The sequence below is a fragment of the Anaerostipes stercorihominis genome (assembly GCF_057535655.1).
In genome coordinates, this window is sequence record NZ_BAAJCL010000002.1 from 22,710 (window position 1) to 41,302 (window position 18,593).

The 18,593-nt window shown below is 41.0% G+C and carries 16 protein-coding genes and 1 other annotated feature; all 16 genes read left to right on the forward strand.

Annotation, left to right across the window (positions count from 1 at the left end):
- Positions 1-27 precede the first annotated feature (27 nt).
- The 16 genes from AC27EF_RS02130 (at position 28) to AC27EF_RS02205 (ending at position 18,497) form a co-directional block, all read left to right on the forward strand.
- Positions 28-2,112: a BglG family transcription antiterminator gene (locus AC27EF_RS02130; protein ID WP_487108538.1), complete on the forward strand. Its 2,085-nt coding sequence runs from the start codon at positions 28-30 to the stop codon at positions 2,110-2,112.
- A 237-nt stretch (positions 2,113-2,349) separates the two neighbouring features.
- Entirely contained in the window at positions 2,350-3,636 is a 1,287-nt protein-coding gene (locus AC27EF_RS02135) for a homoserine dehydrogenase (protein ID WP_487108540.1), read from the forward strand.
- A 98-nt stretch (positions 3,637-3,734) separates the two neighbouring features.
- Positions 3,735-4,340, forward strand: coding sequence for a TetR/AcrR family transcriptional regulator (locus AC27EF_RS02140; RefSeq protein WP_487108541.1), 606 nt, complete (start codon positions 3,735-3,737; stop codon positions 4,338-4,340).
- Between the two features lie 59 nt (positions 4,341-4,399).
- Positions 4,400-4,673: a binding site (T-box leader), on the forward strand.
- 174 nt (positions 4,674-4,847) lie between these two features.
- The gene (gene trpE / locus AC27EF_RS02145) at positions 4,848-6,305 is read left to right on the forward strand and encodes an anthranilate synthase component I (RefSeq protein WP_487108542.1); all 1,458 of its coding nucleotides are present in this window, start codon (positions 4,848-4,850) and stop codon (positions 6,303-6,305) included.
- Positions 6,302-7,942: a bifunctional anthranilate synthase component II/anthranilate phosphoribosyltransferase gene (locus AC27EF_RS02150; protein ID WP_487108544.1), complete on the forward strand. Its 1,641-nt coding sequence runs from the start codon at positions 6,302-6,304 to the stop codon at positions 7,940-7,942. The genes trpE and AC27EF_RS02150 overlap by 4 nt, the downstream gene beginning before the upstream one ends.
- A gap of 9 nt (positions 7,943-7,951) precedes the next feature.
- Positions 7,952-8,731, forward strand: a complete 780-nt coding sequence (gene trpC, locus AC27EF_RS02155) for an indole-3-glycerol phosphate synthase TrpC (protein ID WP_487108546.1) — start codon at positions 7,952-7,954, stop codon at positions 8,729-8,731.
- Positions 8,728-9,345, forward strand: a complete 618-nt coding sequence (locus AC27EF_RS02160; protein WP_487108548.1) for a phosphoribosylanthranilate isomerase — start codon at positions 8,728-8,730, stop codon at positions 9,343-9,345. Before trpC ends, AC27EF_RS02160 begins: the two co-directional genes overlap by 4 nt.
- Positions 9,342-10,532 (forward strand): tryptophan synthase subunit beta, encoded by a 1,191-nt coding sequence (trpB, locus tag AC27EF_RS02165; protein ID WP_487108549.1) that lies wholly within the window; start codon positions 9,342-9,344, stop codon positions 10,530-10,532. The genes AC27EF_RS02160 and trpB overlap by 4 nt, the downstream gene beginning before the upstream one ends.
- On the forward strand, positions 10,522-11,310 hold the full coding sequence (gene trpA, locus AC27EF_RS02170; protein WP_487108550.1) for a tryptophan synthase subunit alpha: 789 nt from the start codon (positions 10,522-10,524) through the stop codon (positions 11,308-11,310). Before trpB ends, trpA begins: the two co-directional genes overlap by 11 nt.
- Before the next feature lie 85 nt (positions 11,311-11,395).
- On the forward strand, positions 11,396-12,583 hold the full coding sequence (locus tag AC27EF_RS02175) for a pyridoxal phosphate-dependent aminotransferase (RefSeq protein WP_487108551.1): 1,188 nt from the start codon (positions 11,396-11,398) through the stop codon (positions 12,581-12,583).
- 12 nt (positions 12,584-12,595) lie between these two features.
- Positions 12,596-13,645 carry a histidinol-phosphate transaminase gene (gene hisC / locus AC27EF_RS02180; protein ID WP_487108552.1) on the forward strand — a complete coding sequence of 350 codons (1,050 nt, stop codon included), beginning with the start codon at positions 12,596-12,598 and terminating at the stop codon, positions 13,643-13,645.
- A 248-nt stretch (positions 13,646-13,893) separates the two neighbouring features.
- Positions 13,894-14,772: a DUF5688 family protein gene (locus AC27EF_RS02185; RefSeq protein WP_487108553.1), complete on the forward strand. Its 879-nt coding sequence runs from the start codon at positions 13,894-13,896 to the stop codon at positions 14,770-14,772.
- Positions 14,773-14,862: 90 nt separating this feature from the next.
- Positions 14,863-16,002, forward strand: a complete 1,140-nt coding sequence (gene ytvI, locus AC27EF_RS02190; RefSeq protein WP_487108554.1) for a sporulation integral membrane protein YtvI — start codon at positions 14,863-14,865, stop codon at positions 16,000-16,002.
- Positions 16,003-16,851, forward strand: coding sequence for a thymidylate synthase (thyA, locus tag AC27EF_RS02195; protein ID WP_487108555.1), 849 nt, complete (start codon positions 16,003-16,005; stop codon positions 16,849-16,851).
- A 9-nt stretch (positions 16,852-16,860) separates the two neighbouring features.
- Positions 16,861-17,349, forward strand: a complete 489-nt coding sequence (locus AC27EF_RS02200) for a dihydrofolate reductase (protein ID WP_487108556.1) — start codon at positions 16,861-16,863, stop codon at positions 17,347-17,349.
- 77 nt (positions 17,350-17,426) lie between these two features.
- A complete protein-coding gene (locus AC27EF_RS02205) occupies positions 17,427-18,497 on the forward strand; it encodes a branched-chain amino acid aminotransferase (RefSeq protein ID WP_487108976.1) in 1,071 nt (356 codons plus the stop codon).
- Positions 18,498-18,593 lie beyond the last annotated feature (96 nt).

The window sequence follows — 18,593 nt, forward strand, 5'->3', positions numbered from 1 at the left end:
ATAAAAAGGGCTAAAGAGGTCTTAAAAATGATAAGAATGTCAGCGAGAGTCAAAGAAATTATTCAGATTATCACCTCAGAACAGGGATATATTACAATAAAAGATATCGCAGGAAAGATGAATATATCAGAGCGGACCGTATATCGTGAGATTCCTGAAATAACAAAGGTATTAAAAGAGTATCATATCACTCTGGAAACTGTCAGCAAAAAAGGAATCCATATTATCGGAGAAGAACAGGATGTGAAGAATCTCCTGGAAAGTCTCAGCGAAAAAGTGCATGTACAGGTGATTGAGCCAAAAGAACGTATGGAGTATATTTTATTTGATCTTTTGCATGAAATTGATTTTATCAAAGCAGAGTCGTTGGCAATTGATTTGGAGACCTCTCTGCCCACTATACGAAATGATTTAAAAAAAGTTCAGAATCAAGTTCTTGAATATCGCTTGAAATTGGTTCAGAAAAAAGGAGAAGGAGTGTACCTAAGCGGAACACAGATTTCTAAAGATCACATGCTTGTGAATCTTTTGATGGAGAACATTGAAATGAGTCAGTGTCTGCTTTGGCTGGAAGGGGACTTAGAACAGTCCCATCCTTTCCTTCTGAAGCTGGAACAATGGGGATATTCCGATGATTTTCGGAAATGTCATCATATGTTTCAATCCATCCAGGAAACGTTGGACCATCGAGGATTTTATATGGAGGATCGGGCGTATTTAGAGTTTGTGATGCTTGTGGCTTTGATGATCCGGCGTCATGAAGAAGGCAGCGAACCGATAGAATCGGAGTATCTTCTGTCAAAAAGTAAAAAAGAAGAGCGTCAGGTTGCAAATCTGGTAGGAAAAACAATAGGGCAGACATTCGGCTTTGAATTTTATGAGGATGAGTTGGAATATCTGGTCTTTTTGGTGCATATATTCATTGCACAGAAATCGAGAAAGACCCAAATGCAGGGAGATTATCTTTTGCGATCAAAGGTCACGGAATTTATTGAGCAGGTGGAAGAGCATTTGGGAATTTATCTAAGCCAGGATCAAAAGCTGATGGATGGTCTTTTGGCTCATATGGATAAAGCAATCAAGCGTGCCAGAAGCGGTATGAGCATTTCCAATCCGGTGATTCGCGAAATCGAGAAAGATTATAAGCAGTTGTTTGAAATCATTAAGGAAAGTGTCAGTACGGTATTTCCGGATGATTATTTTCCGGACGATGAAATCGGATATCTGGTGCTGTATTTCGCGGTATCTTTGGATAACGTCACCAAAAAGACATTTCGGATTCTGGTGGTTTGCTCCAGTGGAATGGGCTCTTCCAAGATGTTGGCGAGCAGGCTGGAACGGGAAATCCCGGAAATTTATGTGAGAAAGATTGTATCTTTGATTGGGCTTGGGAAAGAAGATTTAAATGATTATGATTTGATTTTATCAACGATTCCATTATATTTGGATGCGGAGTCCTATTTGAAAGTCTCACCATTATTAAATCAACAGGAACTTGCTTTGGTAAAAGAAAAAATCAGACGTCATAAGCATAGGACGTTAAAGCGGATTGAAGAAAGAGAAAAGAATTCAAAACGATGGGAAGCGATGGATGGATTCCTGGCGTTATCACAATTAAATCGCTTTACGGAATATTCCATGAATCTTTTGGCAGATTTTAAAGTGCTTCGGGTTTCCAAAGAGATTACTCAGGAAAGGCTCTACGAAAAAATCAGTCGATGGACGGCACAGATTGGTTTGAACATATCCAAAGATGAACTGGATGCTTATTATAAAAGCAAAAATGTCAGGGAATGTTATTTTGTAATTCCGGCAACCAGAGTCAGTTATTTTGAATGCTTTTTAAGCAGTATTGACAAACCTGCGCTTTTGGTTTGTTATTTCGGCGGAGAGGAAGTAGAGGATTGGCAGAGTGAAGAAAAAATCTCTGCGATGGCAGTGCTGTTTTATCCGAAGCGGATGGACTCGCTGGAACGAGAGTTTATCGGAAGCATTACAGATTTGATTATTGAAGATGCCAATATGATTCAGATGGTGGAGCAGGGAGATGAAGAAGGCATCAAACAGTGTTTGAGTTTTCAGTTTTTGGAGCACATTCGTGGAATAATGTAGCAACGACTGGAGCATAACCTCTGGAATACCGGCTGCAGAGGCATCGAAAACCATGGGGTTCTGCATTGGTTTTGGGTTGCCGCCCCGTGACGGAATGATTGCTGTACTTAGAACGTTTTGGAAAAAGTAATAGGATATTTGAAAGAAGTATGATATACTACATTTATCTATACAATTCTATAAAATCAGATTTGAAAAAGAATCCAGTAAAATAGAAAGAAGAAAAGGAAGTGTATCATGGAAGAATTAAAGAATGTCAAAATGGCGCTCCTTGGTTCTGGAACGGTTGGAACCGGGGTGTACAAGCTGGTGGAACGCCAGAAAGATGAGATGCCATATAAGATTGGCGCCAATCTCTCTGTAAAAAAAGTACTTGTGAGAAACAAAAATAAAAAACGAGAAGGAATCAATACAGAACTTCTCACAGATCAATGGGAAGATATTATTCATGACGACGAGATACAGATTGTTGTGGAGGTCATGGGTGGAATTGAGCCGGCTCGTACATATATTACCGAAGCTTTGCAGGCAGGAAAGAATGTAGTGACGGCAAATAAAGATCTGATTGCCGCACATGGAGGAGAACTTTTGGATCTTGCCTCACAGAATCATTGCGATCTGCTGTTTGAGGCATCGGTTGCAGGAGGAATTCCGATTCTCCGGCCTTTGAAACAATGTCTTGCAGGCAATTATTTATCGGAAGTCATGGGAATTGTCAATGGGACAACCAATTTTATTCTGACAAAGATGACACAGGAAGGTATGGAATTTGATGAGGCTTTGGCTTTGGCTACAGAACTTGGCTATGCCGAGGCAGACCCAACGGCAGATATTGAGGGATATGATGCGGGAAGAAAGGTTGCGATTATGGCATCCATTGCGTTTAACTCCCGTGTCACATTTGATGATGTATATACAGAAGGAATTACGAATATTACTTCGAAAGACATTCAGTATGCAAAGGAGATGGGGTGTGACATCAAGTTGCTTGGCGTTGCAAAGAACACCCCGGAGGGAATTGAAGTCAGAGTTCATCCGATGCTGATTCCGAGCAATCATCCGCTGGCAAGTGTCAATGATGCTTTTAATGCGGTGTTTGTCCATGGGGATGCAGTGGATGACGCAATGTTTTACGGAAGAGGTGCCGGAGAATTTCCAACGGCAAGCGCGGTGATGGGAGATATTATAGATGTTGCGCGCAATCTTCAGTTTCATTGCAATGGAAGAATTCACTGTACTTGTTATAAGGATCTTCCAATTAAAAAGATTACAGAAATCGAAAGTAAATATTTTATGCGTTTGCTGGTGGAGGATAAGCCGGGGGTTCTTGCGAGAATTGCGGATACACTCGGAAAGAATGACGTCAGCATTGCGCGGGTTATTCAGAAAAATAAAATTCAGGAATTGGCAGAACTGGTTGTGATTACAGATAAGGTATTGGAGCAGAATTTTGCGGACGCTCTTGTTCATATCCGAAAAATGGAGACAACCAGAGAGATTTCCACGGTAATTCGTGTTTATTAAAATTTTGTACTGTGATATCGAGTCAAACTTCAAAATAAGACGTTCATAAGCGGCTGCACATCATGTTGTGCAGCCGTTTTGCCGAGGAGGAAAAAGAATTGAAAAAGATTGAAATCAACAAAAAGAAAAAGCAGGATGCTTTGTTAAACACAGCATATCAGCTGTTTACAAAAAAAGGATTTCATAAAACGTCCATTTCTGATATTGCAAAGGAAGCAGGAGTTGCCAAAGGAACCTTTTATCTGTATTTTAAAGATAAGCTGGATCTTCGTTATAAACTGATTGCAAAAAAATCAGCGCAAATATTTAAGGAAGCTTATGCGCAGCTGCTTTGCCGCCATATTGAAGAGTTTGAGGAGCAGATGATTTTTCTGATCAATGAGGTGATTCAGTCTCTGGAGAAAGATCCTATGGTTTTGAAAATGATTACAAAACATTTGGGATGGGGAATGTTTAAGAATTCCCTGGTGGAACCGATTGACGACACACAAAGAAATATTCATGATGTTTATATGGATTTAATGAAGCAGTCGGAGTATGAGTATCGGGAACCGGAGATGATGATTTATTTGATTATTGAAATGACAGCAGGGTGCTGTTATAATTCCATCTTAATGGAACAACCGGTTCCAATGGGTGAGCTTCGGCCGTATTTGTATGATGCTGTTCGCCTGATTATTCAAAATCATCAAATAAAAAAATAGTTGACAAATGAAAAAGAAGCGCATATAATAATAAAAAAATATTTTAGCAGAGTAAAGTGATAAATCCTTTGAGCAAAAGTAAGTAGTTGATCAAACAGTCTTTCAGAGAGCAGTTGGCAGGTGTGAAATTGCAGATATGAGGTCAATGAATGGATTTGTGAGGAGCACAGAGAACTGTTTTATAACTTAGTAACTGTCGCCGTTATCCCACGTTACGGGAACGGAGTATAAAAGCTTTCAATAGCGGAGTACTTTAAGGAAGGAGAGAAGACTGTCTTTTGCAAGGCAGGATTTTCTTAAATATGGGTGGCACCACGGTCTATCGTCCCTAGAGATTGGGACGATGGGCCTTTTTTGTTTCCCGATCTTATAGGACTGCTGTGAGATGTACACGATTTGCAGAGGAAGAATTGAGCATATCCGTACGCAAACCAGACCGAGTCTTCGTTTCACGTACCAAAAGTGAGTCAGGCGATACAATGGATTTCAGAAAGTCAGGAGGCAGATATGTTGTATCCATCATTGCAGGAAGTAGAAAATTTATTAAAAGATTATCAGAGGGTGCCGGTATTCTATGAAGTACTGGCAGATGATATGACGCCAATCCGTATGTTTCAGGCGTTAAGGAGAGAAAAAACCCCTTGTTTTATTTTGGAGAGTGTAGAGAACAAGGATCAGCGGGGACGATATTCTTTTCTTGGTGTTTACCCAAAATCAGAAATTAAAATTTATGACAGCCGACTGGAGGTGGACGGCAGGAGCTATGAAGGAGCGGATCATATCGCTTATCTTCAGAAGCTGCTCCGGGAATGTAAAGCTCCGGTCATGGAGCATTATCCCAAGCTGACCGGAGGATTGATCGGATATTTTGGTTATGATATGGTCCGGCATGTGGAAAAGACGCTGACCAATGTGCCGGAAGATGATCTGCATATGCCGGACGCACACCTTTTTATGTATGATGAAATCATTGCCTATGATCATTTGACGGGGAAAGCAGTGATTATCCAAAATTGTCACAGGGGTGAAAATGTGAGAGAGCAATATCAGCAGATGGAGGAGCGGGCAGAATTGCTTCTCCATAAGATGGGACGGCAGGTATCACTGCAGAACGATCGTGTTGTCCCTGAAAAAATAAAGATTGTCTCCAATCAAACAAAAAAAGAATATGTGGAAGCTGTGAAAACAGCAAAGAACTATATTCGCAGCGGAGATATTTTCCAGGTGGTTCTCTCCCAAAGATTTGAAATAGAAACTTCAGCGGATCCTTTAAATGTCTATCGGTGCCTTAGAACCTCGAATCCATCGCCGTATTTATATTATTTTGATTTTGCAGATTACCAGGTGGTTGGAGCTTCTCCAGAAAAACTGGTAAGTGTGGATCAAAGGGTTGTATCCACCAAACCAATTGCCGGAACGGTGGTCAGAGGGAAAACCAAGGAAGAGGATGATATGCTGGTCAGTCAGTTGATTCATGATCCCAAGGAGAGGGCTGAGCATACGATGCTTGTGGATCTCGGAAGAAATGACGTGGGAAAGGTCAGTCAGTTTGGGACGGTTGAGGTAAAAAATTTTATGACCGTTGAAAAATATTCTAAGGTTACGCATCTGGTCAGCGATGTTTATGGAATCTTAAGAGAGGATAAAACGGTGTTGGACGCACTTTTGAGTGTTTTGCCGGCAGGAACTTTATCTGGAGCGCCAAAGGTCAGAGCCATGGAAATTATTGACCAACTGGAAACGAAAAAGAGGGGAGTATACGGAGGAACAGTTGGATATCTTGGATTTGACGGCCGAATTGATACTTGTATTGCCATTCGCACAGTGGTGTTTCAAGAGGGAAGAGGATATATTCAGGCAGGAGCCGGAATTGTAGCAGATTCGATTCCGGAAAAAGAATATGAGGAAACCAAAAATAAAGCATTGGCAGTGATTGAGGCAGTGAAGGAGGCGGCGACATTATGATTTTATTAATTGACAATTATGATTCTTTTACTTTTAATATCTATCAGTATGCAGGAGAAATCGATCCCGACATTCAGGTGGTAAGAAATGATGAGATTACAGCAGAAGAAATTGAGAAAATGGAAAACTTAAAGGCGTTGATTCTCTCCCCGGGCCCCGGATATCCGAAAGATGCCGGGGTTACGGAAGAGATCATCCGTATTTTTGGAAAAAAAGTTCCGATTCTTGGAATTTGTCTGGGACATCAGGCAATCGGGGAGGTCTATGGAGGGTCTGTCGTTCCTGCCGGGGAGCTGATGCATGGGAAGATGAGCGAAATTCAAATTGATAATAACAACCCTTTGTTTGAGGGGCTGGATTCTAAAATTTATGCTGCAAGATATCACTCCCTGATTTTAGACAGGAAATCACTTCCGCAAAATTTGAAAATCATCGGTGAGGACCCAGCAGGGCAGGTAATGGCAGTTTGTCATAAAAGATATCCGGTTTATGGAATTCAATTTCATCCGGAATCGGTATTAACGGAAATGGGAAAAAAGATGATACAAAATTTTGTGGAAAAGATTGCAAAAATCGGTGATAAAAAAGAGAAGAAGGAGAAGATTGCAGTGATGAATCAGGAGACCTTAAAACCTTATTTGGCGAAGATTGTAGACGGTAAGCACTTGACGGCGGAGGAATCTTATAAAGCAATGGACTGCATCATGTCAGGAAATGCGACAGAGGCACAAATTGGAAGTTTTCTGACCGGATTGCGGATGAAAAAAGAAACTCCGGAGGAAATCACTGGATTTGCAAAAGTAATGCGGGCAAAGGCGGCGGTTGTTCCAGAGGAGACGGAGGCAGTTGATATTGTGGGAACCGGCGGTGATCTGGCAAATAGTTTTAATATTTCCACAACTTCTTCTTTCGTCATTGCGGCAGCAGGAGCAAAAGTAGCAAAGCACGGAAATCGAAGCGTTTCGTCTAAAAGCGGTGCGGCAGATGTCTTAGAAGCTTTGGGGGCTAAAATTGGTCTGTCTCCCGAAAAAAATAAAGCTTGTTTGGAAAAGATCGGTGCGGCATTTTTATTTGCACAGACGCATCATGAGTCTATGAAATATGCGGGACCTGTCAGAGCACAGTTAGGTGTTCGGTCTGTTTTTAATGTTCTCGGACCTCTGGCAAATCCGGCAATGACCAACTATATTGTGTTGGGAGTCTACGAAAAAGAATTACTGCATCCTATGGCAGATGTAATGAGAAATTTAGGAGTCAAACGGGCATTGATTGTATATGGAGACGATTGTCTGGATGAAATTTCCATTTCTTCTTCCACCAGTGTTTGTGAAATTCAGGGAAAGAGTCTTCGGGAATATACCATACATCCTGAAGAATTAGGACTAAGATTGTATCCAAAAGAAGAAATCGCAGGAGGAACTGCCGATGAAAATGCTGTGATCGCAAGAGAGGTGCTCTCTGGAAGAGAACAGGGAGCGAAAAGAGATATTGTGTTATTAAATGCAGCTGCGGCGCTTTACACGATTGGAAAGGCAGGAACATTAAAAGAAGGGATTGATCTTGCGAGAAAAGTCATTGATTCCGGTCAGGCGCTTCAAAAGCTGGACGAATTTATTTTATATACAAATGCATGTTAGAGGTGAAGTATGATTTTAGATGATATCATGGAAAAAAGGAAAGAACAGCTCCAAAGGGAAAAGTCAAAGGTTTCCCTGGAAGAAATAAAGGAGATGGCAAAGAGGGCCGGTCATCGGACCATGGGATTTAAGGAAGCGCTGAAAAGAGAAGGTTTGTCGGTGATTGCAGAGGTAAAAAAAGCGTCTCCGTCCAAAGGAATGATTGCTGAGGATTTTCGACCGGTGGAAACAGCTGTGAGTTATGAAAAATATGGAGCTGCGGCAATTTCCTGTCTGACAGAGGAATTTTATTTTAAAGGCGGAAGTAAATATTTTGCAGATATTCGAGAAAGAGTTCAGATTCCTATGCTTCGGAAGGATTTTATATTTGATGAATATCAAATTTACGAAGCAAAGGTCCTTGGAGCAGATGCGATTTTGTTGATTGCAGCGATTTTAGATCAGAATCAGCTGCGCAAGTTTTATGATTTGGCCGTCAGTCTGGAGATGGACTGTCTAGTAGAAGTACACAATGAAGAGGAATTAAACAAAGCGGTGGCATGTAAATGTGAGATTTTGGGAATAAACCATCGGGATTTAAAGACCTTTAAAATTGATTTAGGAATCACATCCAGACTGGCGGCAAAAATTCCTTATGAGGCAGTTTTGGTTTCGGAAAGCGGAATGAAACAGCCTGCGGATGCACTCCGGGTAAGAAATGAGGGAGCAGATGCAGTTTTGATCGGTGAGATGCTGATGTGCTCCAAAAACTTAAAAGAAACAATGGAAGAACTGCAGGAAGATTTATGAAAGTAAAAATGTGTGGGCTGCGGCGCCTGAAAGATATCCAATATGCCAATCAGGTGAAACCGGATTATGTGGGATTTGTGTTTGCAGAAAGCTTCAGAAAAATAGAGATGGAGCAGGCAACACAGCTGCGCAGACAATTAAGTCCCGATATTCAGGCAGTAGGGGTATTTGTCAATGAAACTCCAGAGAGGATTGCTGAAATTGTTGATACTGTGTCTTTGGATGCAGTCCAGCTGCATGGGGATGAGGAGCTGGAAGATATTTTAAAACTGCGGAAACAAATGAAACAAAAGATTTGGAAAGCCGTTAGAGTTAAAAGCATACAGGATATTGCCAAGGCTGAAAAATTCCCGGTGGATATGCTGCTGCTGGATAGTTTTCGTAAGGATGCCTACGGGGGAACAGGAAAAGTGCTGAATCTTTCTTTGATTAAGAGACAAAAAATAAAGTTGCCATATTTTCTTGCCGGAGGATTAAATCCAGATAATCTGGAAGGAATTTTACAAGAACTTCTTCCAGATGGAATTGACCTATCCAGCGGAATCGAAACAGGCGGAAAGAAGGATTTGAATAAAATGAAAAAAATTATAGAGATATGCAGGAGGAGCTTATGAAGGAGATTGGAAGATTTGGAGAATACGGCGGTCAGTATGTGCCGGAGATTGTCATGAATGCAGTCAATGAGCTGAAGGAAGCTTATGAAAAATATCGGGAGGAACCGGAATTTTTGGCAGAGCTGCATCGTTACTACCGAGAGTATGCCAATCGTCCATCGCTGCTATATTATGCCCAAAAAATGACAGAAGATTTGGGAGGTGCAAAAGTATATTTAAAAAGAGAAGATTTAAATCATACAGGCGCTCATAAAATAAATAATGTATTGGGACAGATTCTTCTGGCGAAAAGAATGGGAAAAAAGAGGATTATCGCGGAGACTGGTGCGGGGCAGCATGGAGTGGCGACAGCGACAGCAGCAGCTTTGTTTGATATGGAATGTGTGATTTATATGGGTGCGGAGGATGTAGAAAGACAGAGCTTAAATGCCTATCGCATGGAACTTTTAGGAGCGCAGGTATGTCCGGTGGAAAGCGGAACAAGAACGCTGAAGGACGCCATTAATGAGGCGATGCGTGACTGGGCTACCAATATTGAGACAACATTTTACTGTATCGGTTCTGTTATGGGACCCCATCCTTATCCAACGATGGTACGGGACTTTCAGAAGATTATCGGGGAAGAAACCCGCCTGCAAATGGAATCAGCGGAAGGGAAACTTCCTGACGCAGTCATTGCCTGTGTGGGAGGAGGCTCCAATGCCATAGGGGCTTTTTATGAATTTATAAAAGAAAAAGACGTTCGTCTGATAGGGGCAGAAGCGGCGGGAAGAGGCGTTCACACCAAGGATCATGCTGCGACGATAACGAAAGGGAGCAAAGGAATTTTTCATGGGATGAAAAGTTTATTTTTACAAAATGAGGAGGGGCAGATTGATCCGGTATATTCCATTTCGGCGGGATTGGATTATCCGGGAATCGGTCCGGAACATGCCTATCTTCATGAAATCGGAAGGGCAGAGTATGTAGATATAACGGATGAGCAGGCTGTGGCAGCTTTTGAATATTTATCAAAAACTGAGGGAATTATTCCGGCGATCGAATCATCTCATGCCGTGGCAGCGGCGATGGAGCTGGTGCCCAAAATGAGCAGAGAACAAAGCGTTGTGATCTGTCTTTCCGGAAGAGGAGACAAAGACGTATACCAAATTGCAAGATATAAAGGAGTGCAGCTGAATGAGAATTGAGGAAGCTTTTCAAAATAGAAAAGATAAGGGAGAGAAAGCCCTGATTACATATATTGTATCTGGAGATTACGGATATGAGACAACCAAGGAAAATATTCGGGCAATGGTTCGGGCAGGAGCAGATATCATTGAGATCGGAGTACCTTTTTCAGATCCCATCGCAGAAGGGGTTGTGATTCAGGAGGCCAGTCAGCACTCTCTCAGCGGAGGGACCACTTTAAGAGGAATTTTTCAGATGGTAAGTCAATTGAGAGAAGAGATGAGAGAGGTTCCTTTTGTGATGATGTTATATTTAAATACCATTTATCGTTTCGGGACAGAGAAATTTTTTAAATTATGTCATCAATGTGGAATCGAGGGCGTGATTGTACCGGATTTGCCGCTGGAGGAAAAGGATGAAATTGAGGGAGAAGCCGCTGCGCACCAGGTGGAGCATATCAGTTTGGTAACGCCCGCATCCAGAGACCGTATTCAGAGGATTGCCGCTGAGGCACAGGGGTTTTTGTACTGTGTCTCTTCGATCGGAGTGACAGGAATCAGAAAGGAATTTTCCACAGATTTTGATTCGTTTTTCGAGGCAGTCAGAGAGAATGCAAAGATTCCATGTGCTGTGGGATTTGGGATTTCGGAACCGGAACAGGCGAGAAAAATGAGCCGGTATTGTGACGGCGTTATTGTTGGAAGCGCCATTGTAAAACTGATTCGTGAATATGGAGAAAAAAGTCCTCAAAAAGTCTATGAATTTACCAAGAGTTTAAGAGATGCTATGGATTCATAAACAGAGAAAAGCTGTAACTTTTGGTTGGAATCTTGTATTTTTTTGTGTTTTTCTGTAAAATAGAACGAAGAAAAGGAGCGATATCATGTTATCAAAACAAGTATTAGAATTGTCAAAGCAACATTCTGTTATCCGTGATATTTTTGAGTTTGGAATGGAACGCGCCAGACAAATCGGTTCCGAGAATGTGTTTGATTTTAGTATTGGAAATCCAAGTGTACCTGCACCGGCACAGGTGGATGAAAAAGCAATGGAAATGTTAAAAAACCAAGATCCGGTGGATATCCACGGATATACAAGCAATGCCGGAATTTTAGAGGTGCGGGAAAAGATTGCAGAATCTTTAAACCGCCGCTTTCAAACAAATTATACATCTGCCAATATTTTTATGACCATTGGAGCTGCCGCTGCGCTGGGGATTTGTTTTAAAAGTCTTGTGGACGGTCCGGAGGATGAAATTATTACATTTGCGCCGTATTTTCCAGAGTATCAAGTTTATGCCAAGGGTGCGGGCTGTAAGCTGCGGGTTATGAAACCGGATACTACAACTTTTCAGATTCATTTTGAGGAGCTGGAAAAAGCTTTGAATCCCCATACAAAAGCAGTCTTGATAAATTCTCCGAACAATCCGTCCGGAGTCGTTTATTCGGAAGAAACCATCCAGAGACTGGCGGAGCTTTTGGAAAAAAAGCAAAAAGAATTCGGACATAGTATTTATATTATCACAGACGAACCGTATCGTGAGATTGTTTACGATGGATTTGAAGTTCCGTTTGTGCCAAATTATTATAAAAATACTCTGGTGGGATATTCCTTTAGTAAATCTTTGTCACTGCCGGGAGAACGAATCGGGTATCTTGTAGCGCCGACAGAGGCAGAAGATTTTGAGGATCTCCTTGCCGCATTTACTGCGTCAGGGCGATTGCTGTCTTATGTCAGTGTACCGACGCTTTACCAAAAGGTTGTAGGTGAATGTGTAGATTTAACATCGGATATTTCAATTTATCAGAGAAATAAAGATATTTTTTATCATGCACTTATTGATATGGGATATGAATGTGTGGAACCGGGAGGAGCTTTTTATCTGTTTCCAAAAGCTTTAGAGCCGGATGCGGTAGCCTTTTGTGAGAGAGCAAAGAAATACGATTTGCTGCTTGTGCCGGGCGATAGTTTTGGTTGTCCGGGATATGTCAGAATTTCTTACTGTGTTCCTACCGAGAAGATTGAAAAAGCATTGCCGTTATTTCAGAAATTAAGAGATGAATACCGCTAGATGGGGGAAGATATGAGTACTTGGAGAGATAAAAAACGAAGTGTAGAACCTTATATACCAGGAGAGCAGCCGAAGGAAAAAGGAATCATAAAATTAAATACCAATGAAAATCCATATCCGCCGTCCGCCAAAATAAAGGCTGCAATGGAGAAAATTCAGAACCTGCGAAAGTATCCGGACCCTGCGGCCTCCGACCTGGTAGAAGCTTTGGCACGCTATCACGGGTTTTCCGAGGAGGAAGTGTTTGTAGGGGTCGGTTCTGACGATGTGTTGGCGGTTGCTTTTATGACATTCTTTTGCGGAAAGAAACCCATTGTATTTCCAGATATTACGTACTCGTTTTATCCGGTTTGGGCAAATCTGTTCGGAATTCCCTATGAGACAAAATCTTTGAATGAAGAATTTCAGATTGTGCCGGAAGATTATTACGAAGAAAATGGCGGTGTGATTTTCCCGAATCCCAATGCGCCCACAGGAGCTCTGCTTTCGTTGGATGCTGTCAGGGACATGATTGAACACAATCGGGATGTTGCGGTAATTATTGATGAAGCTTATATTGATTTTGGAGGAGATACAGCAAAAGAATTGACAAGAGAATATGATAATGTACTGGTGGTGCAGACCTTCTCCAAATCCAGATCGTTGGCAGGATTGCGGATTGGCTATGCCATAGGAAATAAAGAAATGATTGAGGCAATGAATGATGTGAAATATTCTTACAATTCTTATACAATGAACGAACCTTCCATTGTTCTGGGAAAAGCAGTGTTAGAAGATGAGGCATATTTCCAGAAAACTCGAAAAGAAATTATGGAAACAAGGGAATGGTTTAAGCAGGAGATGGAAAAGCTTGGATTTACGTTTGTAGATTCTATGGCAAATTTCCTTTTTGCGGCGCATAAAAGCATACCTGCCAAAGATATTTTTCAAGCGGCAAAAGAAGAAAAGATTTATGTGCGCTATTTTCCGCAGCCCAAGATTGATAATTATTTGCGGATTACCATTGGAACCAGAGCGGAAATGGAAACGATGCTTGCGTTTTTAAGGAAATTGATTTTATAAAACTGAAATCCGGAGACAGAAGCTTATATGTCAAGGGGAGATGAATCTTAAAATGTATGAAGAGATTTAAGATTTGTCTCTTTTTGTATTGCCAAACAGTTAAAAATAGCATAAAATATAATTGTAAAAAATTTACAAATGAAAGCTGTGAGGGGAGAAGAGAAGAAGGTATGGCATGTGTTTTCATGACAAAATAATCCAAAGATGCCAAGAGACGTCGGGTGGAGCTTTTCAGGAAGGAGAACAGCATGTTAAATGAGAAAGAATTTTACAATTATGTAGAGCGCAATATTTTAGATTATATGGAGGGAGAAGAGTATCGGGAAGTTCGTGTCCAGAGAGTGAAAAAAAACAATCAGGTATCTATGATGGGATTATCCATCGGAAAGCCCTGTGAACATTTGCTGCCGATTTTGTATTTGGAGCCGTTTTACCGGAATTATCTTGCAGGGTGGGAGCTGTCAGAGATTTTGCTGGAAATCGGGCGGGTTTATGAAAAACAGCGGCTTGGTTTTACCTTAGAGGAGGATAGGATTCAGAATTATCAATTTATAAAAGAAAAGGTATTTTTTCGACTGGTGAATTATGAAAAGAATAAGGATCAGCTGACCGAATGTCCTTTTGAGAAGTTTCATGATTTGGCGATTACCTACCGATGGGCCGCTTATCGGAATAAAGATGGAATGGCAAGTGCGATCATAAGGAATAAAGATCTTGCAATATGGGGAATTTCCGGTGAACAGGTGCAGCAGGATGCCAGAGAGAATACAAGAAAAATTTTTCCTCCGGTGATTCGTAAGATCGAATCTGTGATTCCGGTAAAGGTGGAAGAATATCATGTTCCGATTTTTGTGTTATCCAACGGTGATTATATGAACGGAGCTTCGGCAATACTGTATCAGGAAGTTTTGAGGGAATTTGCAGAACGAATGAATAGTAATCTTTACATTCTTCCAAGCAGCATTCATGAGGTGATTCTTTTGTTGGAAGAGGATGCGTCAGATGTGGAGGAATTATCTTATATGGTTAGAGAGACGAATCGTACGGTGGTTGATCAGGAGGAAATTCTGTCAGATCATGTGTATTATTACGACCGCGGGAAGGATGAGATAAGAATTGCCAAGTAGGCAAATGTAACGTATAATAAGAACTTAGAAAAGAAAGAGGATGTGAAAACGGAGCTGTGAACGTGAATTGCATCAAGGAGTGAAAGAATTATGAAGCGTTGGGAAATCTATCTTGATATTATTATGGAACTGTTGGTGATTCTTGCCGGCGCAGTTTTTTTAGTTTATTTAGTACCAAAATGTCTGGGATTTTTATGGCCGTTTGTGGTTGGGTGGATTATCTCGATGATTGCCCATCCGGTGATCGAGTACCTGGAGAAGAAAGTTCGGCTTCCGAAGAAGTTTGGTTCGGCGATTTTGATTGCAGTTGTATTAACTGCGATTCTTGCAGTTCTTTATTTTGTCAGCCGCGCTTTAATTTTACAGATTATTAATTTTGTGCAGGGGTTTCCGGATCTTCAAACGGAGATTCAAAGTCAATTTATATTTTTTCAGCAGAAAGTAGAGCATTTTCTTAAAATTCTTCCGCCGGCGGTGGGCGCACAGTTTGAGCGGCTGTCAGATTCTGTGGGGGAAATCGCAAAGAACGCAGCGGCCTCCATTGGGGACTATGGAGTATCTCATGCAGGAAGTGTGGCACAAAGTGTGACAAGCGGTTTCATCGGCGTAATTGTCATGCTGTTTTCTGCCTATATGTTTTCTTTAGAACGGGAAAAAATTGTTGCATGGTATCGAAAATTTGTTCCTGATATGGTAAAGCATAAGGTGGATGTTTTTACTCATAATACTCTGGGTGTTTTGGGCAGCTACTGTCTTGCACAGATTAAGATTATGATGATTTTAATGGTCATTTTATGGATTGGATTTTTCGTAGCGGGTATCAAATATTCCTTTATTTTTGCACTGTTGGTTGGAATTGTGGATGTTTTTCCGATTTTGGGAACCGGAACCGTCTTAATCCCCTGGGCGCTTTTTAAAGTCATTACAGGAGATGTAAAAACTGCGGTAATTCTTTTGATCATTTACGCAGTTTGTTTGATATTAAAACAGGTTCTGCAGCCGAAAATGATGGGAGACAGTATGGGGATATCGGCGTTAACGACTATTTTTTTGATCTATGTGGGATTAAAGCTTGGTGGAATTGGCGGAATGCTGCTTGCCTTGGTAGTTGGAATGTTTATTATTAATTTATATCGATTGGGAGTGTTTGATCGAAAAATTGCATTTTTTAAACGGCGGATTGAGATGCTTACGATCAACAGCGAAGAAGAAGAAAAGGAGAAGTCATAAATGAGTTTTGCAGATCAGATTTTTATTGATATGTGCAGAGATATTTTAGAACATGGAACAAGTACAGAGGGAGAAAAGGTAAGACCCCATTGGCCTGACGGACAATCTGCCTATACGATCAAACAATTTGGGGTGGTAAACCGATATGATTTGTCCAAAGAATTTCCGGCTTTAACCTTGCGAAAAACTTATATTAAGTCCGCGATTGACGAGATTTTGTGGATTTGGCAGAAAAAATCCAATAATGTCAAAGATTTAAAGAGCCATATCTGGGATGAGTGGGCGAATGACGATGGTTCCATTGGAAAAGCATATGGGTATCAGATGGGGATTCAGCATCAGTATAAAGAAGGGATGATGGATCAGGTAGATCGTGTTCTATATGATTTAAAACATCATCCATACAGCAGAAGAATTATGACCAATTTATATGTGCATCAGGATCTTCATGAGATGAATCTTTATCCCTGTGCATACAGCGTAACGTTTAATGTGACGAAGAAGGAAGGACATGAGAAGCTGACGTTGAATGCGGTTTTAAATCAAAGGTCTCAGGACGTTCTTGCAGCGAACAACTGGAATGTGGTTCAGTATGCTGCTCTGATATATATGTTTGCACAGGTATGTGATATGGAGCCGGGTGAACTGGTCCATGTTATTGCAGACGCTCATATTTATGATCGTCATGTGCCGATTATCCGCAAATTAATACAAAGAGGAACCTATCTGGCGCCAAAAGTTACAATCAACCCGGATGTAAAGGATTTTTATGAGTTTACAACCGATGACTTTACGATCGAACATTATAAGACCGGAGAGCAAATCAAAAATATACCAATTGCAATATAGGAGGAGATTATGAATTTGATTGTAAATGCAGATAAAAACTGGGCGATTGGAAAGAATAATGAACTTTTAGTCCATATTCCCAATGATATGAAAATGTTTCGTCAGATGACCACCGGAAAGGTCGTTGTTATGGGAAGAAAAACGCTAGAAAGTTTTCCAAATGGGATGCCGCTTCCAAAACGTACGAATATTGTGCTGACCCATGATAAAAATTATGATGCAAAGGGTGCAATCGTAGTAGGAACAAAGGAAGAGCTTCTGGAGGAATTAAAGGAATATCCCAAGGAAGATATTTTCATTATCGGAGGAGAGAGCATTTATCGAATGATGCTTCCTTATTGTGATACGGCGTATGTAACCAGGACAGATTTTGCTTATGATGCAGATACCTATTTTCCTAATTTGGATGAGATGCCGGAGTGGAAATTGATTAGGGAGAGTGAAGAAGAGACCTATTTTGATATTGAATATCAATTTTTTGTATATGAAAAGAAATAAAGCATTGACATTAAAAAAAAAAAGTTTCATAATATTATGCAAAATAAAATACAAATCACAGGAAGGAAGAGATGAGGATGTTAGATATCAAAGTTAATAAAACAAAGACACCGAAGGCAAAGCCTGCAAAAGATGATCCGTTATTATTTGGAACGATCTTTACAGATCATATGTTTATGATGGATTATGCGGAAGGTAAGGGATGGCATGACGCCAGAATTGTTCCTTACGGAGATATTGCACTGCCTCCTGCTGCGACAATTTTTCACTATGGACAAGGTGTTTTCGAAGGGTTGAAAGCGTACAATGGGGCGAATGGACAGGTTCAGCTTTTTCGACCGGATATGAATGCAAAACGGTCCAACCGATCCTCTGACCGCTTGTGTATTCCGGAAATTCCTGAAGAAGATTATGTACAGGCAATCAAAGAACTGGTAAAACTGGATAAAGACTGGATTCCAAGTGAGCCGAACCATTCGTTATATATTCGTCCGTTTATTATCGGTACAGACCCATTTTTAGGATTGCGAACATCCGCTTATTATAAATTTATCGTGATTCTTTCACCGGTTGGACCGTATTATCCGGAAGGATTGGACCCGGTTGGAATTTGGATTGAGGATGATTATGTCAGAGCAGTCCGCGGAGGCATTGGCGAAGCAAAAACCGGAGGAAATTATGCGGCCAGCATTCTTTCTCAAGTAAAAGCTCATGATGAAGGATATTCTCAGGTATTATGGCTGGATGGCGTGCATAGAAAGTACATAGAAGAAGTAGGGGCAATGAACATTTTCTTTAAGATTGACGGAAAAGTAGTGACTCCAATGCTCAATGGAAGTATTCTTCCGGGAATTACAAGAGATTCTGTAATTCATCTCTGCAAGGAATGGGGATTGGAAGTCGAGGAGCGCCGAATTGCCATTGATGAAATTAAAGAAGCATGGGAAAAAGGAATTCTGGAAGAAGTTTGGGGAACTGGTACCGCCGCAGTCATTTCACCAGTGGGAAAATTCCGTATGGGTGATGAAGTTATGCAGGTAAAAGACGGCGGAATCGGGGAAATCAGTCAGAAATTATATGACACAGTCACAGGAATTCAGCTTGGAAAAATCGAAGACAAACATGGATGGGTTGTTCCTGTAGAATAAAAATAAGAAAAACCGGTGTACAAAAGCAAAATTGTGTGCCGGTTTTTTAACAGGGTGAGGGTATTTGGTTTTGGGCAGCGAAGGGTTGTTTTCTGT

Excerpts from the sequence above, each read along its gene's own strand:
- AC27EF_RS02130 (WP_487108538.1), top strand. The coding sequence starts at position 28 with ATGATAAGAATGTCAGCGAGAGTCAAAGAAATTATTCAGATTATCACC.
- AC27EF_RS02135 (WP_487108540.1), top strand. The coding sequence starts at position 2,350 with ATGGAAGAATTAAAGAATGTCAAAATGGCGCTCCTTGGTTCTGGAACG.
- trpE (WP_487108542.1), top strand. The coding sequence starts at position 4,848 with ATGTTGTATCCATCATTGCAGGAAGTAGAAAATTTATTAAAAGATTAT.
- AC27EF_RS02150 (WP_487108544.1), top strand. The coding sequence starts at position 6,302 with ATGATTTTATTAATTGACAATTATGATTCTTTTACTTTTAATATCTAT.
- trpC (WP_487108546.1), top strand. The coding sequence starts at position 7,952 with ATGATTTTAGATGATATCATGGAAAAAAGGAAAGAACAGCTCCAAAGG.
- AC27EF_RS02160 (WP_487108548.1), top strand. The coding sequence starts at position 8,728 with ATGAAAGTAAAAATGTGTGGGCTGCGGCGCCTGAAAGATATCCAATAT.
- trpB (WP_487108549.1), top strand. The coding sequence starts at position 9,342 with ATGAAGGAGATTGGAAGATTTGGAGAATACGGCGGTCAGTATGTGCCG.
- trpA (WP_487108550.1), top strand. The coding sequence starts at position 10,522 with ATGAGAATTGAGGAAGCTTTTCAAAATAGAAAAGATAAGGGAGAGAAA.
- AC27EF_RS02175 (WP_487108551.1), top strand. The coding sequence starts at position 11,396 with ATGTTATCAAAACAAGTATTAGAATTGTCAAAGCAACATTCTGTTATC.
- hisC (WP_487108552.1), top strand. The coding sequence starts at position 12,596 with ATGAGTACTTGGAGAGATAAAAAACGAAGTGTAGAACCTTATATACCA.
- AC27EF_RS02185 (WP_487108553.1), top strand. The coding sequence starts at position 13,894 with ATGTTAAATGAGAAAGAATTTTACAATTATGTAGAGCGCAATATTTTA.
- ytvI (WP_487108554.1), top strand. The coding sequence starts at position 14,863 with ATGAAGCGTTGGGAAATCTATCTTGATATTATTATGGAACTGTTGGTG.
- thyA (WP_487108555.1), top strand. The coding sequence starts at position 16,003 with ATGAGTTTTGCAGATCAGATTTTTATTGATATGTGCAGAGATATTTTA.
- AC27EF_RS02200 (WP_487108556.1), top strand. The coding sequence starts at position 16,861 with ATGAATTTGATTGTAAATGCAGATAAAAACTGGGCGATTGGAAAGAAT.
- AC27EF_RS02205 (WP_487108976.1), top strand. The coding sequence starts at position 17,427 with ATGTTAGATATCAAAGTTAATAAAACAAAGACACCGAAGGCAAAGCCT.